Source organism: Mycobacterium appelbergii, from assembly GCF_032883035.1.
Taxonomy (GTDB): Bacteria; Actinomycetota; Actinomycetes; order Mycobacteriales; family Mycobacteriaceae; genus Mycobacterium; species Mycobacterium appelbergii.
Genome location: NZ_JAMQTH010000011.1, coordinates 133,539 through 158,034 on the forward strand (window position 1 = coordinate 133,539; position 24,496 = coordinate 158,034).

Below are 24,496 nucleotides of genomic sequence, written 5' to 3' on the forward strand. Positions count from 1 at the left end.
CCCGATAGAGTGCCGGTCTGTGACCGAGCCCGCCTATGAAGCCATTTCCTTCGAGCAGTCCGGTGCGCTCGCGCGCATCACGCTGAACCGCCCGGACGCCGCAAACGGCATGAACGACACCATGACTCGCGAACTGGCGGATGCCGCCAGGCGCTGCGACACGGCGGGCACCAAGGTGGTGCTGCTGACCGGGTCAGGCCGGTTCTTCTGCGCCGGAGGTGACCTGAAATCGTTTGCCACCGCACCGGATCGCGGGGCGTACATCAAGGGTGTGGCCGACGATCTGCACCGGGCGATCTCGACGTTCGCGAGGATGGACGCCGTGCTGGTCACCGCGGTCAACGGCACCGCGGCAGGTGCGGGATTCAGCATCGCGGTGACGGGGGATCTCGTCCTGGCCGCCGAGTCGGCGTCGTTCACGATGGCCTACACCAAGGTCGGACTGAGCCCGGACGGCAGCTCGTCGTACTACCTTCCGCGCCTCGTGGGCATGCGCCGCGCGCAGGAACTCATGCTGACCAACCGCACGCTGTCGGCCGTACAGGCACAGGAGTGGGGCCTGGTCACCGAGGTGGTGGCCGATGCGGAGTTGGCGCCGCGGGCCGCGGAACTGGCCGAACGGCTGGCCGGCGGTTCCGCAGGCTCCAACGGCGCGGTCAAGTCACTGCTGCTCTCGTCGCTGAAGAACAGCCTTGAGGAGCAGTTGGAGGCTGAGGGCCGTTCGATCGCCACGCGGGCCAACTCCGCCGATGGACGCGAGGGCGTGGACGCGTTTCTCGCCAAGCGCCGGGCCGAATTCGCCTAGCGGGGCGTCCGCTCACCCGCCAGATCAACGAAAGGGTTGAATTCCGGGTCGCGGAGCAGCCATTTCGTTGATCTGGGCAGGCGAGTCAGGTGACTGTGCTCAGTAGCTGTGTTCCTCGGCCGGGAACACCCCGGCCGCGACATCCTCGGCGTACTGCGTTGCCGCACGGTGCAGTTCGCCGCCGACATCGCCGAAGCGCCGGACGAACTTGGCGGTCTTGCCGCTGGTGAGCCCGGCCATGTCCTGCCACACCAGCACCTGGGCGTCGCAATTGGGTCCGGCGCCGATGCCGACGGTCGGAATGGTCAGCTTGCCGGTGATCTGGGTCGCCAGCTCGGCAGGCACCATCTCCAGCACGACGGCGATCGCACCGGCCTCGGCAACCGCGATGGCATCGTGAATCGTCTGGTCGCCGGCATCGCCGCGGCCCTGCACCCGGAACCCGCCCAAACCGTTGACGCTCTGCGGGGTGAAGCCGATGTGAGCCACCACCGGAATGCCGGCCCTGCTCAGCGTGGCGATCTGTTCGGCCACCCGCTCACCGCCCTCCAGCTTGACTGCCTGGGCGCCCGTCTCCTTCATGAAGCGGGTTGCGGTGGCCAGAGCCTGGGTTGCGCTGGACTCGTAGCTGCCGAACGGCAGGTCGGCCACCACCAGCGCATGCGGGGCACCTTTGACGACTGCCCGCGCCAACGGGATCAGTTCGTCGATCGAAATCGGAACGGTGGTGTCGTAGCCGTAGACAACGTTTGCCGCCGAGTCGCCGACGAGCAGCACCGGGATGCCCGCATCGTCGAAAACCCGCGCACTGGAGTAGTCATAACAGGTGAGCATCGCCCACTTGTGGCCTTCGGCCTTCCATTTCTGGAGCGTCACGGTACGGACTTTGGTGCGGGTCGCGCCGGTGGATGTGGTTCGCGGCGTGGCCGCAGCAGTGGAATCGGCAGCACCATAAACAATTTGTTCAGACATCATTGTCCCTCGTGATGGTCGGTTCGATCCTCGTGGCCGTTTCGACGGTCCCCGGGTTCGGCTGACATTGTCAGTCTGCCACTCGCCTGGTTGCCGGCAAAAGGAACGTTCGAGTGGATTTCCTCACAGTCAGCGTCGGCGGCCTTACGATCAGCGGCATGCAAAGGCTCAGCGGACTCGATGCCAGCTTCCTGTATCTGGAAACCGCGTCTCAGCCGATGCACGTGTGCTCGATCCTCGAGCTCGACACGACCACGGTGCCCGGCGGCTACACCTTCGACCGGTTGCGCGACGCACTTTCCCTGCGAATCAAGGCGATGCCCGAGTTCCGCGAGAAACTGGCCGACAGCCGGTTGAACTTCGATCATCCGGTATGGGTCGATGACAAGGACTTTGACGTCGACCGGCACCTGCACCGGATCGGATTGCCTGCGCCGGGCGGTCGCGTCGAGCTGGCCGAAATCTGCGGCCACATCGCCTCATTGCCGTTGGACCGCACCCGGCCGCTGTGGGAGATGTGGGTGATCGAGAACATCGCGGGCACCGACGCGCACGCGGGTGGACGCCTCGCGGTGATGACCAAGGTGCACCACTCCGGTGTGGACGGCGTCACCGGAGCCAATCTCATGTCACAGCTGTGCAGCACGGAGCCCGACGCGCCGCCACCGGACCCGGTGGATGGCGTCGGCGGCGCATCGGAGTTGGAGATCGCGATCAGCGGCGCCGTGCGGTTCATGGCTCGGCCGTTGAAGCTGGTCAACGTGCTGCCGACGACCCTGTCCACGGTGTTCGACACAGTCAAACGGGCCCGCTCCGGGCTGACGATGGCAGCACCGTTCGCTGCGCCCAAAACCGCGTTCAACGCCAACGTCACCGGACATCGCAACGTCGCGTTCGCCCAGCTCAACCTCGAGGACATCAAGAAGGTGAAGAACCACTTCGATGTCAAGGTCAACGACGTGGTGATGGCGCTGGTGTCCGGCGTGCTGCGCACCTATCTGGCCGACCGCGGTGAACTTCCGGACAACTCCCTGGTCGCGATGGTGCCGGTGTCGGTCCACGACCGCTCCGACCGGCCCGGCCGCAATCAGGTGTCGGGCATGTTCTCCCGCCTGGAAACCCACATCGAGGATCCGGCGGATCGGCTGCGCGCCATCGCGCAAGCGAATTCGGTGGCCAAGCAACACAGTTCGGCCATCGGCGCGACGCTGTTACAGGACTGGACGCAGTTCGCCGCGCCCGCGGTGTTCGGTGTCGCGATGCGCGTCTACGCGGCCAGCAGACTCTCGGGCGCCATACCGGTGCACAATCTCGTCATCTCCAACGTGCCGGGCCCCCAGGTGCCGTTGTACTTCCTGGGCTCCGAGGTGTTGGCGATGTATCCGCTTGGCCCGATCTTTCACGGCTCGGGGCTCAACATCACTGTGATGTCGCTGACCGGCAAGCTCGATGTCGGGATCGTCTCGTGCCCGGAGTTGCTGCCCGATCTGTGGGACATGGCCGACGACTTCGTCGTCGCGCTCGAGGAGTTGCTCCAGGCGGTCGGGTAGAGCCGGTCACGGAGCTCATCGACCGGGCCCGGCCTCGATCGATGTTGCGCCATGGCAGCATGTGAAGCCATGAAGCTCAGGATCGGGGCCGCCCGCGTCGGCGTGCTGATAGCGGTGTCGGTACTGGTGCTCGCGGGCTGCAGCAAGGTGGTCGACGGAGAAGCCAGGATCGCGGTGCCCCGTCCAGGCTCACCGGTCCAGTGGTTGCCGTGCAACGCCGGTTCGGGCGACCAGGTGCAGATCCCCGACGGTGCCGAATGTGGGCTGCTGTCGGTTCCGGTGGACTACTCCAAGCCCGATGGCGATGTCGCACAGATCGCGATGATCCGTTTCCCGGCCGCCGGGGAGAAGGTCGGTTCTCTGGTCATCAATCCGGGCGGGCCGGGGGAGTCCGGGGTGGAATCGGCGGTTTCCCTGCTGCCCACCCTGCCGCAGTCGGTGAAGGACCGGTTCGATGTGGTCGGGTTCGACCCGCGTGGCGTGGCCTCGTCGAATCCGGCAGTGTGGTGCAACTCCGATGCCGACAACGACCGGCTACGTGCCGACCCGACCGTGGACTACACCCCGGAGGGCGTGGCGCACCTGGAGAACGAGACCAAGGAGTTCGTCCAGCGCTGTGTCGACAAGATGGGCAAGGAGTTTCTGGCCAATGTCGGCACCGAGAACGTCGCCAAGGACCTCGACGCGATCCGCGGCGCCCTCGGTGACGAGAAGCTGACCTACCTGGGTTACTCCTACGGGACGCGCATCGGCGCCACCTATGCCGAGCAGTTTCCGGACAAGGTCCGCGCGATGATCCTCGACGGCGCCGTCGATCCCAACGCCGACCCCGTGGAGGCAGACATCCGGCAGGCCGCCGCCTTCCAAAAGGCCTTCGACGACTACGCCGCGGACTGCGCCAAGAATGTGGACTGCCCGTTGGGCACCGATCCGGCCAAAGCCGTCGACGTGTACAAGGACCTGGTCTACCCGCTGGTCGAAAACCCCGGGAAAACCAGGGATCCGCGCGGATTGAGTTACAGCGACGCGATCGTCGGCACCATCCTGCCGCTGTACTCGCCCAATCTGTGGCGGCATCTGACCGACGCACTGACCGGCATCAAGAACGGCAACGGTGACCTCATGCTGGCGTTGGCCGACCTGTACATGGGCCGCGACGCCAAGGGCCACTACAACAACTCGACCGACGTGCGGGTGGCCGTCAACTGCATGGATCAACCGCCGGTGACCGACCGTGCCACGGTGGTCGACGAGGACCGCAGGCTTCGCGAGGTCGCCCCGTTCATGAGTTACGGCGAATTCACCGGACACGCGCCTCTGGGCACCTGCGCGTTCTGGCCGGTGCCGCCGACCAGCACCCCGCACGAGATCAAGGTCGAGGGCCTGCCGCCGACACTGGTCGTCTCGACGACCAACGACCCGGCCACCCCGTACCAGGCGGGCGTGGATCTGGCCCGCCAGCTCGGTGGGACGCTGGTCACCTTCGAAGGCACCCAGCACACCGTGGTGTTCCAGGGCAACGCCTGCATCGACGACATCGCGGCCAAATATCTCGTCGATGTCGCGGTGCCGCCGCCGGGCACCAAGTGCTGACGGGCCAATTCCGTTAGATCACCGTATGGTTGCCGGCTGATCACTGGTCGGCCTCGGGCACCGTTGCGGCACAAAAGGCGTGCGACCATGTCAGCCGTGCGGTGGGTGGGCAGGCTTCTAACGGTGGTGCTGCTGATGGCGTCCGCGCTTGCCACCCCGGTCGCCGCGGCGTCGCCCGAAGGAGCCTCGGTTACGCCGTTCGGCACGCCGCCGGTGTGGGGGAGTTGTGCGAACTGGGTCGCGAACCCGGCGGCGATCCCGACCGCCCAGTGCGGCACGGTCGCTGTGCCCGTCGACTGGACAGACGCGGCCAATCCCCAAGGCGCGCAAGCGCAATTGGCGGTGATCCGGATCCCGGCCAGCGGTGAGAAGCTCGGCGCGCTGATGGTCAACCCGGGCGGACCGGGCGCATCGGCGGTCAACACCGTCGCAGGCATGGGTGCCGCGCTCGCCAACACCGAGCTCACCCGCCGATTCGACCTGGTCGGTTTCGATCCGCGTGGGGTGGGCCATTCCACGCCGCAACTGCGGTGCCGCACCGATGCCGAGTTCGACGCCTACCGTCGTGAACCGCTCGCCGACTACAGCCCGGCGGGGGTCGCCCACATCGAAGGGCTGCACCGGCAGCTGGCGCAGCAGTGCCTGGACCGGATGGGCGCGCCGTTCCTCGCCAATATCGGCACGGCGTCGACGGTCCGTGACATGGACACCGTCCGTGCCGCGCTCGGCGAAAACCAGATCAACTACCTCGGCTTCTCCTACGGCACCGAGCTGGGCGCCGCCTACGCCGAGCAGTTCGGCGACCGGGTGCGCACCATGGTGCTCGACGGGGCAGTCAACCCGAACCTGGATCCGGTCAGCAAGAACATCCGCCAAATGGCGGGTTTTCAAAAGGCTTTCGATGCCTACGCCACCGATTGCGCGAAATCGGCAGGCTGCCCGCTCGGCACCGATCCGGCCCAGTTCGTCAGCCGCTACCACCAGCTGGTCGACCCGCTGGTGCAGCGGCCGGGCAGGACCTCGGATCCGCGCGGACTGAGCTACCAGGACGCGACCATCGGCACCGGCAATGCGTTGTACTCGGCCCGGTTCTGGCCCTATCTCACCAGTGGGCTGCTCGGCTTGGCGCGCGGCACCGACGCCGGTGACCTGCTGCTGCTGGCCGATGACTATCAACATCGTGACGCCGCCGGGAAGTACCAGAACCTGCAGGACGCGTTCACCGCCATCCGCTGCGTCGACGCGCCGTACCCGACCGACCCGGCGGTATGGGCGGACGCCGACCGCCGCATCCGCGAGGTCGCACCGTTTTTGGCCTACGGCGCGTTCACCGGGTACGCGCCCCGCGACATCTGTGCGCTGTGGCCGGTTCCGCCCACCTCGGCGCCACATGACGTGAACGGACCGGGCCCGGGCAAGGTTGTGGTGGTCTCGACCACCGGAGACCCGGCCACGCCGTATCAGGCCGGCGTCGAGTTGGCCCGGCAACTGGGCGCCTCGCTGATCTCCTTCGACGGGACCCAACACACGGTGGTGTTCAACGGTGACGCGTGTGTGGACACGGCGGTGTTGAACTTTTTCGTTCACGCGACGCCGCCCGGTGACCTCCGCTGCTAGGTCTTGCAGGGCCGTAACACAGATTTAACAGCCGATGCCTACGCTGCGGGCATGGACCGGCAGAAGGAATTCGTGCTGCGCACGCTGGAGGAACGCGATATCCGTTTCGTCCGGTTGTGGTTCACCGACGTACTCGGATACCTCAAATCGGTGGCGATCGCCCCAGCCGAGCTCGAAGGTGCCTTCGAAGAAGGCATCGGGTTCGACGGATCCTCCATCGAAGGCTTCGCGCGGATCTCCGAATCCGACACTGTGGCGCGGCCTGATCCGTCCACGTTCCAGGTGCTGCCGTGGACCTCCAGCGCCGGCGATCACCACTCCGCGCGGATGTTCTGCGACATCACCATGCCGGACGGTTCACCGTCGTGGGCGGACTCGCGGCATGTGCTGCGCCGCCAGCTCGCCAAGGCCAGCGACCTCGGATTCTCCTGCTACGTCCACCCGGAGATCGAGTTCTTCCTCCTCAAGCCGGGCCCCGACGACGGAAGTGTGCCGATCCCGGCCGACAACGGCGGCTACTTCGACCAGGCCGTGCACGACGCCGCCCCCAACTTCCGCCGCCACGCCATCGACGCGTTGGAGCAGATGGGCATCTCGGTGGAGTTCAGCCACCACGAAGGCGCTCCCGGTCAGCAGGAGATCGACCTGCGCTACGCCGACGCGTTGTCGATGGCCGACAACGTGATGACCTTCCGCTATGTCGTCAAAGAGGTGGCCCTCGGCGACGGGGTGCGCGCATCGTTCATGCCCAAGCCGTTCGCCGAGCATCCGGGCTCGGCCATGCACACCCACATGAGCCTGTTCGAAGGCGATACCAACGCCTTCCACGGCGCCGACGACCCGCTGCAGCTCTCCGATGTGGCCAAGTCCTTCATCGCTGGCATTCTCGAGCACGCCAGCGAGATCAGCGCGGTCACCAATCAGTGGGTGAACTCCTACAAGCGCCTGGTGCACGGCGGCGAGGCGCCGACCGCCGCGTCGTGGGGTGCGGCCAACCGCTCGGCGTTGGTGCGCGTGCCCATGTACACCCCGCGCAAGGCGTCGTCACGCCGCGTCGAGGTGCGCAGCCCCGACTCGGCCTGCAATCCGTACCTGACCTTCGCGGTGCTGCTGGCCGCGGGCCTGCGCGGCGTCGAGAAGGGTTACGTGCTCGGCCCGCAGGCCGAGGACAACGTCTGGAGCCTCACGCCCGAGGAACGCCGCGCCATGGGTTACCGCGAGCTCCCGTCCAGCCTGGGTAACGCACTGGAATTCATGGAGAGCTCCGAGCTGGTCGCGGAAGCGTTGGGGGAGCACGTATTCGACTACTTCCTGCGCAACAAGCGCGCCGAGTGGGAGAACTACCGCAGCCACGTCACCCCTTACGAGCTGAAGACCTACCTCTCGCTGTAGCGCTCACCCCTGACGGCGGGTCCGTGCGATACCGTCGTGGACGTGGCGAAACCTGTGACCGAACGTCCGAAGCTGCCCAGTGTCGGCCGGCTCGGGCTCGTGCAGCCGCAGGCGCCCGCCGAGCTGAAGCGGCTCGGCTGGAACACCGATGCCCATGTCGAGTTGCTGTGGTCGCTGTCGCGTGCGCCGGATCCCGACATCGCCCTGCTGGCCATGGTGCGGCTGGCCGACGAGCTCGAGGATGACTGGGACGAACTGAACCGCGCGCTGCTCACCGATCGCCCGCTTCGCGGCCGGCTGTTCGGCGTGCTGGGTTCATCGTTGGCCCTCGGGGATCACCTGGTGGCCCATCCGCAGTCCTGGCGGCTGTTGGCAGGCGACGTAGAACTCCCGACCGCGGCAGAGCTGCGCCAGACCTTCACCTCGGCCGCAGGTGACGTCGAAATCGCCATGGGCACAAGCACAGCCGTGCCGCCGCTGCGGCAGCTCTACCGGGACCGGCTGCTGGTGCTGGCCGCCCTGGATGTGGCCTCGACCGTGGAGAACGAGCCGGTCCTTCCGTTCGTCACCGTGGCCGCGCACCTGTCCGATCTGGCCGACGCCGCACTCGGCGCGGCACTGACCGTGGCGAGCCGCGCGGTCTGCGACGACGACACCGCACCGCCGCGCCTGGCGGTCATCGCGATGGGTAAATGCGGTGCGCGCGAACTGAACTACGTCAGCGATGTCGACGTCATCTTCGTCGGCGAGCCGGTCGCCGACGGCGCAGCGAACGACAACCTGGCCCTGGCCACCCGGGTGGCCGGTGAGATGATGCGGTTCGCCGCCGACGCCTTCTTCGAGGTGGACGCCGCGTTGCGTCCGGAAGGCAAGCAGGGCCCGCTGGTGCGCACCCTGGACTCCCATCTCGCCTACTACGAACGATGGGCGAAAACCTGGGAGTTCCAGGCACTGCTGAAAGCTCGCCCGGCCGCAGGCGATCCGGACCTGGGCCGGGCCTACATCGAGACGTTGATGCCGATGGTGTGGACGGCCTGCGAGCGCGAAGATTTCGTGCCAGAAGTTCAGGCCATGCGCAGGCGTGTCGAGGAACTGGTTCCCGCCGGTGTCCGGGCCCGCGAGCTCAAACTCGGCACCGGCGGCCTACGCGACGTCGAATTCGCGGTCCAGCTACTGCAACTGGTACACGGCCGTAACGACGAGACGCTGCACGTGGCATCCACGGTGGACGCGCTGGCCGCGCTCGGCACCGGCGGATACGTCGGGCGTGACGACACGGCGAACATGACGGCGTCATACGAATTCCTGCGGCTGCTTGAGCACCGGCTGCAGTTGCAGCGGCTCAAGCGGACCCACATGCTGCCCGACGACAGCGATGACGAGGCGTTCCGCTGGCTGGCGCGCGCCGCGCACGTCCGACCTGACGGCAGGCACGACGCGCAGGGTGTGTTGCGCGAGGAGCTCAAGCGTCAGAGCATGCGGGTGTCGCGGCTGCACGCCAAGCTGTTTTACCAGCCGTTGCTGGAATCGGTGGGCCAGCCCGCGCTGGGCATCCGCGTCGGGATGAGCACCACCGCAGCCGAACGTCAGCTCGCCGCGCTGGGTTACGAGGGTCCGCAGAGCGCGCTGACCCATCTGGCAGCGCTCACCGGCGACGGCAGCCGCCGCGGCCGGGTGCAGCAGGTGCTGCTGCCGACGCTGCTGGACTGGTTGTCGGACACCCCCGATCCGGACGCCGGACTGCTGGCGTACCGGCGGATCAGCGAGGAACTCGCCGAGCAGCGCTGGTATCTGTCCACCCTGCGCGACGAGGGGGCGGTAGCCAAACGACTGATGCGGGTGCTCGGCACCTCGGCCTACATCCCGGAGCTGTTGATGCGGGCGCCCGAGGTCATCCAGCTCTACGCCGACGGCCACAACGGTCCGAAACTCCTTGAGGGAGATCCGGACAGCGTGGCGCGGGCACTGGTGTCCTCGGCGGGACGGTATGCCGATCCGGTACGGGGCATCGCCGCGGCGCGCACGCTGCGCCGGCGCGAGCTGGCCCGCGTCGCCTCCGCCGACGTGCTCGGCATGCTCGACGTGACCGACGTCTGCAAAGCACTGACCACAGTGTGGGTCGCGGTGCTGCAACTGGCTCTCGACGCGGTGATCCGGGCCAACATGCCCGAAGAAGGCGGTCCGCCTGCCCGCATCGCGGTGATCGGCATGGGCCGCCTCGGCGGCGGCGAGCTGGGATACGGCTCCGATGCCGACGTGATGTTCGTCTGCGAACCGTCCAGCGGTGTGGAGGAGACCGTCGCAGTGCGCTGGTCGGTGAGCATCGCCGAACAGGTCCGGGCGCTGCTCGGCACGCCGAGTGCGGATCCGCCACTGGAGGTCGACACCGGTCTGCGCCCGGAGGGACGCAACGGTGCGCTGGTCCGCACCCTGGCCTCCTACGAGGCGTATTACGCGCAGTGGGCGCAGCCCTGGGAGATTCAGGCCCTGCTGCGGGCCCACCGCGTGGCAGGCGACCTCGAGCTCGGCGAGCGCTTCCTGGTCATGATCGACAAGACGAGATACCCGGCGGGCGGGGTGTCGGCGGACGCCGTGCAGGAGATCCGCCGCATCAAGGCCCGCATGGACGCCGAGCGGCTGCCCCGGGGCGCCGATCCCAACACCCACACCAAACTGGGCCGGGGCGGGCTGGCCGACATCGAGTGGACGGTGCAGCTCATGCAGTTGCGCCATGCCCACGAACTGCCTGCGCTGCACAGCACGTCGACACTGGCGGCACTCGACGCGATCGGCGCGGCCGAACTGATCGCCGAGGGCGACGTCGACATGTTGCGGCAGGCCTGGCTGACCGCAACCCGGGCGCGCAATGCGCTGGTGCTCGTCCGCGGCAAACCCACCGATCAACTACCCGGCCCCGGGCGTCAGCTCAACGCGGTGGCGCTGGCGGCAGGCTGGGGCAGCGACGACGGCGGCGAGTTCCTGGACAACTACCTGCGGGTGACGCGTCGGGCGAAGACCGTCGTCCGCAAAATCTTCGGGGGTTGACCGCAGACTCCGCCGGGGGTGGTGTTAGTAAGGATGCGTGGACTATCCGAGCGACGTCATCGCCGCGGCCGAGCACGACCGGCTGCAGGCCCTTTATGAGCCTCTGACACGGGCGGTGCGCGATCTCGTCGACGCCGGCGTCCGAACCGGTGTGGACGAGGACACCATCGCCGACGCCACGGCGGCCATCGAAGCGGTGACCGCGACGTTGCGTGCCGAGCAGCGCGGCGGGCAGCAGGCGATGCGGCACGCCGAGACCGGCCGCCCGGTGGTGTGGGCCAACCCGGTGGTGGGGTTGCGCAACGCGCTGGCACCGCCGCTGACCATCCACCACACCGATGACGGTGCCTGCTGGAGCGAGTTCACGCTCGGTGCGGTCTACGAGGGACCCCCGGGCTGGGTACACGGCGGAATCTGCGCGCTGGTGCTCGACCACATCCTGGGCGAGGTGGCCAGCGGCGGCTTGAGCAAGCCGCTCTACACCGGCACGATCTCCTGCCGTTATGTGCGCGGCACACCGCTCGGCGCACTGCGTGCCGACGCATTCGTGGAGCGCACCGAGGGCATCAAAACCTATGCCCGCGGCCAACTCAGCGATGCCGACGGGGTGACGGTCGAGGCCGAAGGCGTGTTCATCATGCCCTCGTGGGCGCGGAACGCCGGATGAAGTTCTATATCGGCACAGGGTTCATCGAGACCAGCGAGATTGTCGAGATCGCGAAAGCCGCAGACGATCTCGGCTACGACGGCATGGGCATACCCGACCACATCGTCAATCTGGAGACGCTGTCGACGCCCTACCCGTACACCCGCGACGGCCAACGCCGCTGGCAACCGTTCACCCACTGGCCTGATCCGTGGGTGCTCGTGGGTGCGTTGGCACAGGCCACCACGCGGCTGCGATTCGTCACCACCGTGTACATCCCCGCGATGCGGGATCCTTACGGGGCAGCCAAAGCTATTGGCACCGCGGCATATCTGGCCGGCGGCCGCGTCGAACTCGGTGTCGGGGTCGGCTGGTGCTCCGACGAGTTCGACCTCGTCGGAGCACACTTCGACGCCAGGGGCAGGCGTACCGACGAGATGCTGCAGCTGATGCGCGAGCTGTGGGCGCCGGGGTGGACCGAGTTCGACGGGGAGTTCTACACCACGCCGCGCCTGGAGATGGAGCCCTCGCCCGGCCACATCCCGATCTACGTCGGCGGACTGAGCGATCTGGCACTGCGGCGCGCCGCGCGTCACGACGGCTGGATCGGCGATCTGATCTCGACCGACCGCGCCATCGCCGGCATCGCCAGAATCCGTGAACTGAGGGCGGAAGCGGGGCTTTCGATGGACGGCTTCACCGTCCTGACCCCGCTGACCGACGCCTTCACCGTCGAACACTACGAGCGTGCCGCGGCAGGCGGGATCACCCACACCCTGACCATGCCGTGGATGTTCTACACCGGCCCGCAGGCCACGCTGGCCGAGAAGATCGACGGGATGAAGCGTTTCCGAAAGGATCTGCAGCTGGACTAACGCCGGGAGCGGGCGGCGTCCAGCGCGAAAGCGCCACCGCCGATCGCGGCAAGCAGCAGGAAGCCGAAGCAGAACAGCACCGCGGGCTCGCCACCGTTCTCCAGGGGGAACAGACCCTTGGGCTGATGCTGGGTGAAGTAGGCCACCGCCATCTCGCCCGACGCGATGAACGCCGCGATCCGGGTGAACAGACCGGCCACGATCATCAGGCCGAGGACCACCTCGATCACCCCGGCGAACCAGAACGGCCAGGTGCCGACCGGCACCGCACCGCCGCCGGTATCAACCGGCCAGGCAAAGAGTTTCGCTGCCCCGTGGACAGCCAACAGGAATCCGAACACCACGCGGAAGATGCCGATGATGACGGGGGAGTATGTGGTGAGCCGGGCGTCCAAGTTCGTCGTCATAGGCAGACAATACGCGTTGCTGGCAGGTAACTCACAGCTCCAGCAGCACCGTTACCGGCCCGTCATTCGTCAGTTCCACCTGCATGTTCGCGCCGAAAGCTCCTGTTTGCACAACGGCGCCCAAGTCCCGTAAGCCCTGGCTGAACTCGGCCACGAGCGGTTCGGCGACCGGGCCGGGAGCAGCAGCGTTCCAGGATGGCCGTCTGCCCTTGTCGGTGTTGGCATACAGCGTGAACTGGCTGATCACCAGAATCGGTGCGCTGAGGTCCGACGCCGACCGCTCGCCATCGAGAATCCGCAACTGCCAGAGCTTTTCGGCAAGCTTGCGGGCTTTCGCGACGTCGTCGTCATGGGTGACGCCGACCAATGCGAGTAAGCCCTGCCCTTCGGGGTGGATCGCACCGACGACTTCGCCGTCCACCGAAACGCTCGCCGAGGTCACCCTTTGCACCAGAACACGCATCGGTCCATTGTGCGGGCTGCGCCGGGCCGGCCCGCGAGCAGACAGTTATGTCCCCCAAAACCGGAGTTTTGGGGGACATAACTGTCTGCTCGCGCTAGGAAGGTGACGCCCTACACGTCGTAGTAGAGCGAGAACTCGTAGGGGTGGGGCCGGATCTGGATCGGCAGGATTTCGTTCTCCCGCTTGTAGGAGATCCAGGTCTCGATCAGGTCTTCGGTGAAAACGCCACCCTCGGTGAGGTATTCGTGATCGTCCTCGAGCCTGTCGATCACCGCCGCCAGGGAGGTCGGGGCCTGCGGGATGTTGGCGGCCTCGTCCGGCGGCAACTCGTAGAGATCCTTGTCGACCGGAGCCAGCGGCTCGATCTTCTTCTTGATGCCGTCGATGCCTGCCATCAGCATGGCCGCGAATGCCAGGTACGGGTTGCCCGAGCTGTCCGGGCAACGGAACTCGAGACGCTTGGCCTTCGGGTTGTTGCCGGTGATCGGGATCCGGACACAGGCCGAGCGGTTGCGCTGGCTGTACACCAGGTTGATCGGGGCCTCATAGCCCGGCACCAGGCGCTTGTAGGAGTTCACCGTCGGGTTGGTGAAGGCCAGCAGCGACGGCGCGTGGTGCAGGATGCCGCCGATGTAGTGCCGTGCGAGGTCGGACAGGCCCGCGTAACCGGACTCGTCGTGGAACAGCGGCGCGCCGTCCTTCCACAGCGACTGGTGGGCGTGCATGCCCGATCCGTTGTCACCGAACAGCGGCTTGGGCATGAAGGTGACGGTCTTGCCGTTCTTCCACGCGGTGTTCTTGATGATGTACTTGAACAGCAGCACATCGTCGGCCGCATGCAGCAGCGTGTTGAACTTGTAGTTGATCTCGGCCTGGCCTGCGGTGCCCACCTCGTGGTGGCCGCGCTCGAGGGTGAAGCCGGCGTTGATCAGGTTGGTCGACATCTCGTCACGCAGGTCGACGTAGTGGTCATACGGCGCGACGGGGAAGTAGCCGCCCTTCTGCCGCACCTTGTAGCCGAGGTTGGGGCTGCCGTCGGCCTCCAGCGGTTCGCCGGTGTTCCACCAACCCGACTCAGAGTCGACCTCGTAGAACGTGCCGTTGATCCGCGAGTCGAAGCTCACCGAGTCGAAGATGTAGAACTCGGCCTCGGCACCGAAGAAGCAGGTGTCGGCGATACCGGTGCTGGCCAGGTAGTTCTCGGCCTTGCGGGCAACGTTGCGGGGGTCGCGGGAGTAGGCCTCGCGGGTGAACGGGTCGTGCACGAAGAAGTTCAGGTTGAGCGTCTTGGCGGCCCGGAAAGGGTCGATCCGGGCGGTCTCGGGATCAGGCAGCAGCATCATGTCGGATTCGTGAATCGACTGGAATCCGCGCACCGACGAGCCGTCGAAGGCGAGGCCGTCCTCGAAGACGCTTTCGTCGAACGCCGTTGCCGGGATCGAGAAGTGCTGGACGACGCCGGGCAGATCGCAGAAGCGAATGTCGACGTACTCGACGTTTTCGTCCTTGATCTGCTTGATGATGTCGTCGGCCGTCTTTTCTGCCACTGAGTGTCTCCTTTACTGGTAACCCGCGGCTTGACGCTATGGACACGATGTTGCGCGGTCGTCAACCACATGTTGCGCCGACGTTACGCAATTGCACATGGCCGTGACCTCAAGCACTCTGCACGGCCCACCTATCCTGGCAGCATGGCCCGCGAGATTTCATCCTGGATGTCCGGTCCGGCATCGCAACCGGCCGGCGGTTACCCGGGTGAGCGGCTCGGGCTGCCTGAGCAGGGGCCGGGTTCGATCGCACGGTTCGGCAGGCGCATCGCCGCACTGGTGGTCGACTGGCTCGTTGCGTTGGGTGCCACCGCTGTGCTGGCACTGGCGCTGGGTTTATTGACCCGCGAGCAACTGCTGTATTCGCAGGAGTCCCGCAACATCACCCTGTTGGTCTGGCTGGTGATCGGGGTGGCGTCGGTGCGGCTGTTCGGGTTCACGCCGGGCCAGTATGCGCTCGGGCTGGTGGTGATCCCGTTCGACGGCCGCGACCACGTCGGGTTGGGCCGTGCGCTGGTACGCAACCTGCTGATCGTGCTGGTGATCCCGGCGCTGTTCACCGACGCCGATCACCGCGGACTACACGATCTGGCGTCCAAGACCGCCGTGGTGCGACGCTAGCGCCTGCGCACGGTGCGCTGCACACCACGCATCTTCGCCGCGGCGGGCATCGGACCCTTGGGCATCGCGGCGGGGCCGACCTTGGTGCCAAGGGCCGCCAGCCGCGATTCCAGCGAATCCATCTGCTTGACGGTGATGTTGGCGGGCAGCTTCGTCAGATGGCGTTCCAGTTTGGACAGCGGAACCTCGCCCTCGCCGTTGCCGACCACGATGTCGTAGATCGGGATGTCCCCGACCAGTCGCGCGGTGCGCTTCTTCTCCTGGGCGAGCAGCGGTTTGACCCGCCCCGGCGAACCTTCGCCGACGAAGATCACGCCTGGCCTGCCGATCACCCGGTGCACCGCGTCGAAGTTACCGGTGGCCGCCACACCCGGGGTGACCCGCCACTTGCCGCGCAGATTGTCCAGCGCCCACGCGGCGGCGCCGGTCTGGCCTTCGGCCTTGCGGTAGACGGACTTCTGGGCGCGGCGACCGAAGATGATGAAGGCGACCAGCACGCCGAGAACCACGCCGAGCGGGATCAGCGTGAACGTGGTGAACCCGCCGATCAGAATCCCCGCGACCACAGCGATCGCCACGATCAGCACGAACGCACCGATCATGTACGGCAGTAGCCGCTTGTCCTCTTTACGCTGAATCTGGAACGCCTGCCACAGCTGGCTGCGGCGCTGCTTGGAGGCAGCCTTACGCGCGGCCTTCGCCTCGGCTTTTGCCGCTTTGGTCTGCGCGGCATTGCGGGATTTCGCCATGAGATCAGGATACGGGGGGAGTGCCCGCGAACCGAAGTCGCGCGGCCTGTGCGTAGAGCTTGCCGGCCCGGTAGGACGACCGCACCAACGGACCGGCCAACACACCGGCGAAACCGAGGCCCTCGGCGTACGTCGACAACTCGACGAACTCGTCGGGATGCACCCAACGCTCCACCGGATGGTGGCGCGGCGAAGGCCGCAGGTACTGGGTGATGGTGACGATGTCGCAGCCGGCGTCGTGCAGATCCCGCAGCGCCGTGTGCACCTCTTCGATGGTCTCGCCCATACCGAGGATCAAGTTGGACTTGGTGACCAGACCGTAGTCGCGGGCCGCGGTGAGCACCGCGAGGCTCCGCTCGTAACGGAAACCCGGGCGGATGCGCTTGAAGATGCGTGGCACGGTCTCGACGTTGTGCGCCAACACTTCCGGGCGGGTGGCGAACACTTCTTCCAACTGCTCGGGGACACCGTTGAAGTCGGGGATTAGCAACTCCACACCCGTATTCGGGTTGAGCGCCTTGATGGCACGCACCGTCTCGGCGTACAGCCAGGCCCCGCCGTCAGGCTGGTCGTCGCGGGCCACGCCGGTCACCGTCGAGTAGCGCAGGCCCATCGCCTGCACACTCTCGGCCACACGGCGGGGCTCGTCGCGGTCCAGCTCGGCAGGCTTGCCGGTGTCGATCTGGCAGAAATCACAGCGCCGCGTGCACTGCTCCCCACCGATCAGGAAGGTGGCCTCGCGGTCCTCCCAGCATTCGAAGATGTTGGGGCACCCGGCTTCCTCGCAGACCGTATGCAGGCCTTCCCGCTTCACCAAGCCCTTGAGTTCGGTGTATTCCGGCCCCATCTTGGCGCGGGTCTTGATCCACGGCGGTTTGCGTTCGATCGGGGTCTGCGCATTGCGGACCTCCAGGCGAAGCAGCTTCCGTCCCTCTGGCACGACAGTCACAGATTCATCCTACGTTCAGCGCTACTTGCAGTCGGCCGTCGAGGGCATCACACACCGATGCGGCGACGCGGTCCGTGACGTCGTCGACGCCGATGTGCCTGCCCAACTCGGCGGTCAGCGATGTCACGCCGGCGTCGACGATGCCGCACGGGACGATCGACGAGTACGCGTTGAGATCACAGTCGCAGTTGAGAGCAAAGCCGTGCAGCGTCGTCGCCCGCGACACCCGGATCCCGATCGCGCCGACCTTGCGGGCGGGTCCGCGGGCGTCGGCCTGGACCCACACTCCGGACCGGCCCTCGACGCGACCCGTCTGCAACCCGAACTCGGCACACACCGCGATGAGTGCTTCCTCGATGCGCCGAACGAAATTCACCACATCCAACGGTTCGGTCAGTCCGATGATCGGGTAACCGACCAACTGACCGGGGCCGTGCCAGGTGATCTTGCCGCCCCGGTCGGTGTCGACCACCGGGGTGCCGTCCAACGGGCGCTCATGCGCCTCGGTGCGTTTGCCTGCGGTGTAGACGGGTGGGTGCTGCAGTAACAGCAGGGCGTCCGGACCGCCGGCGACTCTGGCGTCGGCAACCTCGCGTTGCAGTTGCCAGGCGTCCCGGTAATCGACGGTGCCCAAGCGACGCACATCGACAGTCGCATTCGATGAGCGGATGGATGTCACAGCGTTGACGGTACTCGTCAGATGTCCTTCGGTCCGGTGATGTAGGTGAGTGCTTCGCCGACGGTGTTGTGATGGAACGCGAACCCGGCATTCTCCAAGGCTGCGGGGATGGCGCGCTGCCCGGCAAGCAGGCCCTCGTCGGCGAATTCGCCCAGCAACGCGCGCAACGCGAAGCCGGGAACCATCATCGGGGTCGGGCGGTTGAGTGCCCGGCCCAGTGCGGCGGTGAACTCCGCATTGGTCACCGGCGCCGGTCCGGTGAGGTTCACCGGGCCAGACACCGCCTCGGATGACATCGCGAACAGCACCGCGCGGACCTCGTCCTCCAGGCTGATCCACGGCAGGTACTGACGGCCGTTGCCCAGCCGGGCGCCGAGGCCGAACGAGAACAGTGGTTTCAGCCGGCTCAACATGCCGCCGGACCGGGCCAGCACCAGACCGGTGCGCATCAGCACCACCCGGGTTCCTGCGGCGGCGGCCGGCTTCGTCGCCGCCTCCCAGTCCTGACACAACTGAGCCAGAAAGCCCCGGCCCGCCGGGGCGGACTCATCGGTGACCCGGTCGCGGGTGTCGCCGTAGAAACCCACGGCGCTGGCGTTGACCAGCACGGGCACCCCGGCCTCGGCCACCGCCCCGGCCAGCACCTCGGTCGGGGCGATGCGACTGTCGCGCAGGCTCTGTTTGAACGCGCCCGACCACCGCTTCGCGCCGACGTTGACCCCGCACAGGTTCACCACCGCGTCGACGCCGCGCAGCGCCCCCGCATCGAACTCGCCTGTATCTGGGTTCCAGAACAGTTCGTCGGCGTTCGACGGAGCCCGTCGCACGATCCGCAGCACCCGGTCGTCAGCGGCACGTAACGCCGACACCAGTGCCGAGCCGATCAGACCTGACGATCCCGCAATCGCAATGACGGCGTCGGCCACAGTGGCGAAAGCCCCTTTCTGAACAGCTGTCAGAGGCCGAGGTCGGCCTCGAACGCGCCTTCCTCGAGCCGGCGCCTGATGGTGGTCACGAACCGCCCTGCGTCGGCGCCGTCGATCAACCGGTGGTCGTAGGTGAGCGGCAGATAGCACACCGACCGCACGCCGATCGACTCGTTGCCGTAGTCGTCGGAGATCACCCGGGGACGCTTGACGATCGCGCCGGTACCCAGCATCGCCGCCTGCGGCGGGACCAGGATGGGCGTGTCGAACAGTGCGCCCTGGCTGCCGATGTTGGTGATGGTGAACGTGCCACCGGACAACTCGTCGGGCTTGAGGTTGCCGGACCGCGCCCGCGCGGCGATGTCGGCGATGGCACGCGCCAGCCCGCCGAGCGACAGGTCACCCGCGTTGTGGATCACCGGGGAGAGCAGTCCCTGATCGGTGTCCACCGCGAAACCGAGATGCTCGGCGTCGTAGTAGGTGATCTCCTTGGATTCCTCGTTGTAGCTGGCGTTGATGTTCGGGTGGATCTTCAGCGCGTCGATCACCGCCCGGGCAATGAACGGCAGGTAGGTCAGATTGACGCCTTCGCGTTCGGCGAAATCCGCCTTGGCGCGGGCTCGCAACGACACGATCTTGGTCATGTCGACCTCGTGCGTCTGCGTCAATTGCGCTGTGGCCTGCAGAGATTCGCGCGTCTTCTTCGCGGTGATCTGGCGGATCCGGTTGGCCTTCTGCGTGGTACCGCGCAGATGCGCCAACGCCGGTGCCGGTGCCGCCGGTGCCGCCGCGGCGGGAGCGGAAGCGGCCGGGGCGGCCGGCGCCTCGGGGGCCTTGTTCGCCTCGGCCGCGGCCAGCACATCCTGCTTGCGGATGCGGCCACCGACTCCGGTGCCCTTGACCGCGGCGAGGTCGATGTTGTTCTCCGACGCCAGCTTTCGCACCAAGGGGGTGACATAGGGTGCGCCGTCGGTCGAAGCCGACGCGGCGGGTGCGGCAGCGGGTGCCGCGGCAGGCGCGGGCTTGGGTTCGGCCTTGGTCGCCGGGGTGGGCTCGGGCTTCGGTTCCGGTTTCGGCTCCGGCTTGGGTTCGGGCTTCGGCTCGGCCTGAGCCGGCGGGGGCGACGCGGGAGCGGGTGCGGCGGCCGGTGCCGCGCCGGCGTCACCGATCTTGGCCAGCTCGCCGCCGACCTCGACGGTGTCGTCCTCTTCGGCAGTGATCGAGAGCAGGGTGCCGGCAACCGGCGAGGGGATCTCGGTGTCGACCTTGTCGGTGGACACCTCGACCAGGGGCTCGTCGACCTCGACGCTGTCACCGACATTCTTCAGCCAGCGGGTGACGGTGCCTTCGGTGACCGATTCGCCGAGTTCCGGCATCAGCACCGGGGTAGCCGAACCCGACGCGGCCGGCTGGGCAGGCGCGGGCGCGCTCTGGGCCGACTCGGCGGGCGCGGCCGACGGCTCGGTGGCGACGGGCTCGGGTTCGGGTTCGGGTTCCGGGGTTGCCTCGGGGGCGGGAGCTTGCGAACCTGCTTCCGCGGCGTCGCCGATCACGGCGAGTTCGCCGCCGATCTCCACGGTGTCGTCTTCTTGCGCGACGATCTTGGTCAGCACACCCGCGGCGGGCGACGGGATCTCGGTGTCGACCTTGTCTGTGGACACCTCCAGCAGCGGCTCGTCGACTTCGACCGTATCGCCCTCCTGTTTGAGCCAGCGGGTGACAGTCCCCTCGGTGACGCTCTCACCTAGTGCAGGCATCTGGACGGAGATGGACATGTGTGTTTACTCCTCGGACGGTCACTTGTGACGACTCGAACTCTGGCTTACCACAGCAAGGTGCACTGGGTGCGGCACCTACTTGGATTGTCCGGACCATCCTGTCATTGTTCGGCAATTCGCACTCACTCAGGGTTGCCCAGACCTCTGGCACTATCGAACTAACGATCCGCAGCAAAGGAGAGCGTTACGTTGGGGCTGTTCGACAGGTTTCGCCGGGGTGGTTCCGCGCGCGTGTCGGGCGGCGATCGAGCGGAAGATCTGCGTTATCTGAGCCAGTGGGTGGCCGACCACGTCGGTGTGGAGGCGTACGTCGAACCCAAGACCACCGTCACCGACGTCACCGTGGTGCTGGTTGCCGCCGACGGTGAGTGGACCCGGCGCCGCGCCGGTGGCGACTCGGGTGCCCGCCGGCTCAGTGATCGACTGCAGATCCCGGTGTACGACGTCCAGAAGGTGGGCTATCCGCAGCGCATGCGTGACTACGACGCGCGTCGTCGCATCGAACGGCAACGCGCCGCGCGACAGGAACTCGAGGAGAGCTAGAGTCACAGTCACCGATACCACTGGTATTGGATACTGTTGGTTACAGATAACCTCGTGGAGGTGGCCATGCAGCGCTTCGTCGACAGCTGGGACGGGACCCGTATCGCGGTCTTCGAACAGGGCGACCCCGATCTCCCCACGCTCGTGATGGCGCACGGCTGGCCGGACTCGCATGTGCTGTGGGACGGCGTGGTCGCGCGACTGGCCGACCGGTTCCGCATCGTGCGCTACGACAACCGCGGTGCCGGGGCCTCCGACGTGCCGAAGCCGGTCTCTGCCTACACGATGGAGCGGTTCGCCGACGACTTCTCCGCCGTCATCGACGAGGTCAGCCCCGGCGCCCCCGTGCATGTGCTGGCGCACGACTGGGGTTCGGTCGGGGTGTGGGAATACCTGAGCAGGTCCGGTTCGGGTGACCGTGTGGCGTCGTTCACGTCGGTCTCCGGACCGAGCAGCGACCACTACGGTGCGTTCCTGAAGGACCGGCTGGCGCGGCCCTACCGGCCCGTCCGGTTCGCGCGGGCGGTCAATCTCGCATCGCGGTTCACCTACTGGATCCCGTTCTCGTTGCCGGTGATCGCACCCGCGTTGATGCGGCGCGGCGCGGCGCGGCGGTTGCAGGCCATCGACACCCCCGGGCCCAAGTTCCAGTCCGACAACCTCGACGTCGATGCCGCCAACTCATTGAAGATCTACCGGGCCAACGCTTTCCGCTCGTTCCGCCGCACCCGACGCGACCATTACGTGGCGGTGCCGGTGCAGGTCATCTGCAACGACGACGATCCGGTGGTGCTCGGACACGGCTACGACGACGAGTCGCGCTGGGTCGCGCGACTGTGGCGCCGTGATCTCAAGGCCGGGCACTGGGCGCCGTTCTCCCACCCGCAGGCGATCGCGGCGGCGGTGGCCGAACTGGTCGAGCACCTCGAAGGGGCACCCGCCGCACGGGCTTTGCAGCGAGCCGAGGTCGGTCGTTCCCGCGAGACATTCGGGGACACCCTGGTTTCGGTGACGGGTGCGGGTAGCGGCATCGGCCGGGCGACCGCGCTGGCGTTCGCCGCCGAGGGCGCCGAAGTGGTGGTCAGCGACATCGACGAGGCGGCCGCCAAAGAGACCGCGGCCCAGATCGCCGCCCGCGGCGGCACCGCGCATGCCTACGAACTCGACGTCGCCGATGCCGATGCGGTGCAACGATTTGTCGAGGCGGTGTGCGAGGCGCACGGCGTGCCCGATGTGGTCGTCAACAATGCGGGGATCGGACACGCGGGGAACTTCCTCGACACTCCGGCCGAGCAGTATGACCGCGTGTTGGACGTCAACTTCGGGGGAGTGGTGAACTGTTGTCGCGCTTTCGCCCATCGCCTCGTCGAGCGCGGCGCGGGCGGGCACATCGTCAACGTGGCCTCGATGGCGGCCTACACGCCGGCGCAGGCGATGAACGCCTATGCCACCAGCAAGGCCGCGGTGTACATGTTCTCCGACTGTCTGCGCGCCGAACTGGCCTCGGCAGGAATCGGCTTGACCACCATCTGCCCAGGGGTCATCGACACCAACATCGTCGAGACCACCCACTTCGACGTGCCTGAGTACAAGCAGGCCGACGTCGAGCAGTGGCGGGCGAAGGCGAAGAAGGGCTTCGTCGCGCGCCGCTACGGGCCGGACAAGGTGGCCCGCGCCATCCTGACCGCGGTCGCCAAGAACAAGGCCATCCGCCCCGTCACTCCCGAAGCCTATGCGGTGTACGGCCTTTCGCGGCTGTTGCCGTCGGCGTTGCGGCGGGCGGCGCGAGCGGGCTCGCTCTAGCCGTTCTGCGCGATGTCTTCCAGCGCCGCGAACATGGTCCGAGTCGGTACCCCGGTGCCACCCTTGGGGGTGTAACCCCACGGTCCACCGGTGTTGTATGCCGGTGCGGCGACGTCGATGTGGGCCCAGCCGACGCCGTCGGCGACGAACTCCCGCAGGTAGGTACCGGCGACGAGCATCCCGGCAAACCGTGAGCCACTGACGTTGGCCAGATCGGCGACCGTCGACTTCAGATCGTCCTTGAGTTCCTCGGGCAGCGGCATGGCCCAGGCGTTTTCGCCGACCTGCTGCGACAGCGTCGCCACCCGGTCACGGAACTCGTCGCTGCCCATCACCCCCGGCGTGCGGGCGCCCAGCGCCACGGTCTGTGCGCCGGTCAGTGTCGAGGTCTCGATCAGGTAATCGGGGTTGTCCTCGCAGGCCCGTACGATCGCGTCGGCCAGGACCAGCCGGCCCTCGGCGTCGGTGTTGAGCACCTCCACGGTGATCCCGCCGTACTGCGTGAGCACGTCGCCCGGGCGCTGCGCGGTCGCGGACGGCATGTTCTCGGCCATCGGCACGGTCGCGATCACGTCGATGGGCAGCCCGCGCACCGCCGCCAACACGACCGTCGCGACCACCGCAGCCGCCCCGCCCATGTCCGAGGTCATGTGGTGCATGTTGGCCGCAGGCTTGATCGAGATGCCGCCGGTGTCGAACGTGATGCCCTTGCCGACCAGCGCGACCCGCTTGGCCTTCTTTGACGTGCCGCCGCGGTGGGTCAGCCGCACCAGCCGCGGTGGCCGTGAGGACCCCTGGCCGACACCGATGATGCCGCCGTAGCCTCCCTTGGCCAATGCCTTCTCGTCGAGCACCTCGACCTCAAGTCCGGCGGCCTCGCCCAAAGCCTTGGCCCCCTTGGCGAATTCAGCGGGGAACAGGTGACTGGGCGGGGTGTTCACGAAATCCCTGGCGGTCGCCACGGCAGTGGCGATATCCACTGCCCGCTGCGCTTCGGCCTTCGTCGCGGCCTTCGCGTCGGCCGCCAATGCGGTGATCTTCTGCAGGCCGGCATCCTTGGGTGCGGTCTTGGCGCTGCGGAACTCGCTGAACCGGTACGCGCCGAGGATCAGGCCCTCGACCGCGGCCTCCAGGTCGATGACCGAAAGGGTGGTGATGACCGTAGAGACCTTGTCCAGTGAGCGCGCGGCGTTACCGGCGACGCGGCGGATCGTATCGGCCTGCCACTCGTCGGCGGGGGAACCGAGGCCGACGGCCAGCACGCTGGCGACCGGGAGGGTGGCGATCACCAGACGGTGCGACTGGCCCTGGTCGCCGGTTGCGCCGAGCCCCTTCAGGCCCGACTCGATGGCCGCGATCGCGTCCTGGTCCAGGAACGACTCGGCCGCCAGGACCTGCGGCCCGGAATCGCCTGTGACGACCGGCACGATCAACACTGCGTCGGAGACGCCGCGCCGAGGCAGGGACGAGCTGACGGTGACGGTGGGGGCCTGGTATCCGGGTGCGCTGCTCACCCGGTTCACCCTAGTCAGCCCG

Annotated in this window: 21 protein-coding genes; 11 read left to right on the forward strand and 10 right to left on the reverse strand. The window is 67.2% G+C overall.

Translation table 11 applies throughout. From position 1 onward, the window contains the following. Window positions 1–19 precede the first annotated feature (19 nt). Entirely contained in the window at window positions 20–805 is a 786-nt protein-coding gene (locus tag M1247_RS24455) for an enoyl-CoA hydratase/isomerase family protein (RefSeq protein WP_317158988.1), read from the forward strand. A 99-nt stretch (window positions 806–904) separates the two neighbouring features. On the opposite strand, the gene panB is transcribed toward M1247_RS24455, so the two are convergent. Beyond that, window positions 905–1,777, reverse strand: coding sequence for a 3-methyl-2-oxobutanoate hydroxymethyltransferase (gene panB / locus M1247_RS24460; RefSeq protein WP_317158989.1), 873 nt, complete (start codon window positions 1,775–1,777; stop codon window positions 905–907). A 158-nt stretch (window positions 1,778–1,935) separates the two neighbouring features. Here panB and M1247_RS24465 point away from each other — a divergent pair, with 158 nt between their 5' ends. From M1247_RS24465 to M1247_RS24495, 7 genes are all read left to right on the forward strand, one after another. Continuing rightward, window positions 1,936–3,327 carry a WS/DGAT/MGAT family O-acyltransferase gene (locus tag M1247_RS24465; protein ID WP_317159118.1) on the forward strand — a complete coding sequence of 464 codons (1,392 nt, stop codon included), beginning with the start codon at window positions 1,936–1,938 and terminating at the stop codon, window positions 3,325–3,327. A 69-nt stretch (window positions 3,328–3,396) separates the two neighbouring features. Next, window positions 3,397–4,920, forward strand: a complete 1,524-nt coding sequence (locus M1247_RS24470) for an alpha/beta hydrolase (RefSeq protein ID WP_317158990.1) — start codon at window positions 3,397–3,399, stop codon at window positions 4,918–4,920. Between the two features lie 87 nt (window positions 4,921–5,007). Then, window positions 5,008–6,537, forward strand: a complete 1,530-nt coding sequence (locus M1247_RS24475) for an alpha/beta hydrolase (protein ID WP_317158991.1) — start codon at window positions 5,008–5,010, stop codon at window positions 6,535–6,537. Between the two features lie 51 nt (window positions 6,538–6,588). Next, on the forward strand, window positions 6,589–7,929 hold the full coding sequence (gene glnA, locus M1247_RS24480; RefSeq protein WP_317158992.1) for a type I glutamate--ammonia ligase: 1,341 nt from the start codon (window positions 6,589–6,591) through the stop codon (window positions 7,927–7,929). A 36-nt stretch (window positions 7,930–7,965) separates the two neighbouring features. Then, window positions 7,966–10,974 carry a bifunctional [glutamine synthetase] adenylyltransferase/[glutamine synthetase]-adenylyl-L-tyrosine phosphorylase gene (locus M1247_RS24485; protein WP_317158993.1) on the forward strand — a complete coding sequence of 1,003 codons (3,009 nt, stop codon included), beginning with the start codon at window positions 7,966–7,968 and terminating at the stop codon, window positions 10,972–10,974. A gap of 37 nt (window positions 10,975–11,011) precedes the next feature. Continuing rightward, the gene (locus M1247_RS24490; RefSeq protein WP_317158994.1) at window positions 11,012–11,641 is read left to right on the forward strand and encodes a PaaI family thioesterase; all 630 of its coding nucleotides are present in this window, start codon (window positions 11,012–11,014) and stop codon (window positions 11,639–11,641) included. Next, window positions 11,638–12,495, forward strand: coding sequence for a TIGR03619 family F420-dependent LLM class oxidoreductase (locus M1247_RS24495; protein WP_317159119.1), 858 nt, complete (start codon window positions 11,638–11,640; stop codon window positions 12,493–12,495). The genes M1247_RS24490 and M1247_RS24495 overlap by 4 nt, the downstream gene beginning before the upstream one ends. Here M1247_RS24495 and M1247_RS24500 read toward each other — a convergent pair. The 3 genes from M1247_RS24500 to glnA (M1247_RS24510) all read right to left on the reverse strand — a co-directional run bounded on the left by M1247_RS24500 (window position 12,492) and on the right by glnA (M1247_RS24510) (window position 14,912). Continuing rightward, window positions 12,492–12,902 (reverse strand): DoxX family protein, encoded by a 411-nt coding sequence (locus M1247_RS24500; protein WP_317158995.1) that lies wholly within the window; start codon window positions 12,900–12,902, stop codon window positions 12,492–12,494. The two genes, M1247_RS24495 and M1247_RS24500, sit on opposite strands and share 4 nt — an antisense overlap. Before the next feature lie 31 nt (window positions 12,903–12,933). After that, the gene (dtd, locus tag M1247_RS24505) at window positions 12,934–13,365 is read right to left on the reverse strand and encodes a D-aminoacyl-tRNA deacylase (protein ID WP_317158996.1); all 432 of its coding nucleotides are present in this window, start codon (window positions 13,363–13,365) and stop codon (window positions 12,934–12,936) included. Window positions 13,366–13,475: 110 nt separating this feature from the next. Further along, window positions 13,476–14,912: a type I glutamate--ammonia ligase gene (gene glnA, locus M1247_RS24510; protein ID WP_317158997.1), complete on the reverse strand. Its 1,437-nt coding sequence runs from the start codon at window positions 14,910–14,912 to the stop codon at window positions 13,476–13,478. Window positions 14,913–15,056: 144 nt separating this feature from the next. Between glnA (M1247_RS24510) and M1247_RS24515 the strand changes: the two genes are divergently transcribed. Continuing rightward, a complete protein-coding gene (locus M1247_RS24515) occupies window positions 15,057–15,533 on the forward strand; it encodes an RDD family protein (RefSeq protein ID WP_317158998.1) in 477 nt (158 codons plus the stop codon). Here the strand turns inward: M1247_RS24515 and M1247_RS24520 are convergent. The 5 genes from M1247_RS24520 to sucB are packed head-to-tail and all read right to left on the reverse strand — an operon-like array spanning window position 15,530 to window position 20,611. After that, window positions 15,530–16,282, reverse strand: coding sequence for a DUF4191 domain-containing protein (locus M1247_RS24520; protein WP_317158999.1), 753 nt, complete (start codon window positions 16,280–16,282; stop codon window positions 15,530–15,532). The two genes, M1247_RS24515 and M1247_RS24520, sit on opposite strands and share 4 nt — an antisense overlap. Before the next feature lie 4 nt (window positions 16,283–16,286). Next, complete coding sequence (lipA, locus tag M1247_RS24525) at window positions 16,287–17,231, reverse strand: lipoyl synthase (protein WP_317159000.1); 945 nt, start codon at window positions 17,229–17,231, stop codon at window positions 16,287–16,289. A 4-nt stretch (window positions 17,232–17,235) separates the two neighbouring features. Continuing rightward, window positions 17,236–17,910, reverse strand: a complete 675-nt coding sequence (gene lipB / locus M1247_RS24530) for a lipoyl(octanoyl) transferase LipB (protein WP_317159001.1) — start codon at window positions 17,908–17,910, stop codon at window positions 17,236–17,238. 17 nt (window positions 17,911–17,927) lie between these two features. Next, window positions 17,928–18,836 carry a TIGR01777 family oxidoreductase gene (locus M1247_RS24535; RefSeq protein WP_317159002.1) on the reverse strand — a complete coding sequence of 303 codons (909 nt, stop codon included), beginning with the start codon at window positions 18,834–18,836 and terminating at the stop codon, window positions 17,928–17,930. 29 nt (window positions 18,837–18,865) lie between these two features. Then, on the reverse strand, window positions 18,866–20,611 hold the full coding sequence (gene sucB, locus M1247_RS24540) for a 2-oxoglutarate dehydrogenase, E2 component, dihydrolipoamide succinyltransferase (protein WP_317159003.1): 1,746 nt from the start codon (window positions 20,609–20,611) through the stop codon (window positions 18,866–18,868). A 192-nt stretch (window positions 20,612–20,803) separates the two neighbouring features. Between sucB and M1247_RS24545 the strand changes: the two genes are divergently transcribed. Both M1247_RS24545 and M1247_RS24550 read left to right on the forward strand, forming a co-directional pair. Next, complete coding sequence (locus M1247_RS24545; protein ID WP_317159004.1) at window positions 20,804–21,157, forward strand: oxidoreductase; 354 nt, start codon at window positions 20,804–20,806, stop codon at window positions 21,155–21,157. A gap of 66 nt (window positions 21,158–21,223) precedes the next feature. Next, on the forward strand, window positions 21,224–22,960 hold the full coding sequence (locus M1247_RS24550; protein ID WP_317159120.1) for an SDR family oxidoreductase: 1,737 nt from the start codon (window positions 21,224–21,226) through the stop codon (window positions 22,958–22,960). Here the strand turns inward: M1247_RS24550 and M1247_RS24555 are convergent. After that, complete coding sequence (locus tag M1247_RS24555; RefSeq protein WP_317159005.1) at window positions 22,957–24,474, reverse strand: leucyl aminopeptidase; 1,518 nt, start codon at window positions 24,472–24,474, stop codon at window positions 22,957–22,959. The two genes, M1247_RS24550 and M1247_RS24555, sit on opposite strands and share 4 nt — an antisense overlap. Window positions 24,475–24,496: the final 22 nt, after the last annotated feature.

Bases quoted from the DNA above. Each gene is read 5' to 3' on its own strand.
- M1247_RS24470 (WP_317158990.1), top strand. From the start codon at position 3,397: ATGAAGCTCAGGATCGGGGCCGCCCGCGTCGGCGTGCTGATAGCGGTG.
- M1247_RS24515 (WP_317158998.1), top strand. From the start codon at position 15,057: ATGGCCCGCGAGATTTCATCCTGGATGTCCGGTCCGGCATCGCAACCG.
- dtd (WP_317158996.1), bottom strand. From the start codon at position 13,365: ATGCGTGTTCTGGTGCAAAGGGTGACCTCGGCGAGCGTTTCGGTGGAC.
- M1247_RS24475 (WP_317158991.1), top strand. From the start codon at position 5,008: ATGTCAGCCGTGCGGTGGGTGGGCAGGCTTCTAACGGTGGTGCTGCTG.
- sucB (WP_317159003.1), bottom strand. From the start codon at position 20,611: ATGTCCATCTCCGTCCAGATGCCTGCACTAGGTGAGAGCGTCACCGAG.
- panB (WP_317158989.1), bottom strand. From the start codon at position 1,777: ATGTCTGAACAAATTGTTTATGGTGCTGCCGATTCCACTGCTGCGGCC.
- M1247_RS24520 (WP_317158999.1), bottom strand. From the start codon at position 16,282: ATGGCGAAATCCCGCAATGCCGCGCAGACCAAAGCGGCAAAAGCCGAG.
- M1247_RS24500 (WP_317158995.1), bottom strand. From the start codon at position 12,902: ATGACGACGAACTTGGACGCCCGGCTCACCACATACTCCCCCGTCATC.
- M1247_RS24495 (WP_317159119.1), top strand. From the start codon at position 11,638: ATGAAGTTCTATATCGGCACAGGGTTCATCGAGACCAGCGAGATTGTC.
- M1247_RS24550 (WP_317159120.1), top strand. From the start codon at position 21,224: ATGCAGCGCTTCGTCGACAGCTGGGACGGGACCCGTATCGCGGTCTTC.
- glnA (WP_317158992.1), top strand. From the start codon at position 6,589: ATGGACCGGCAGAAGGAATTCGTGCTGCGCACGCTGGAGGAACGCGAT.
- M1247_RS24465 (WP_317159118.1), top strand. From the start codon at position 1,936: ATGCAAAGGCTCAGCGGACTCGATGCCAGCTTCCTGTATCTGGAAACC.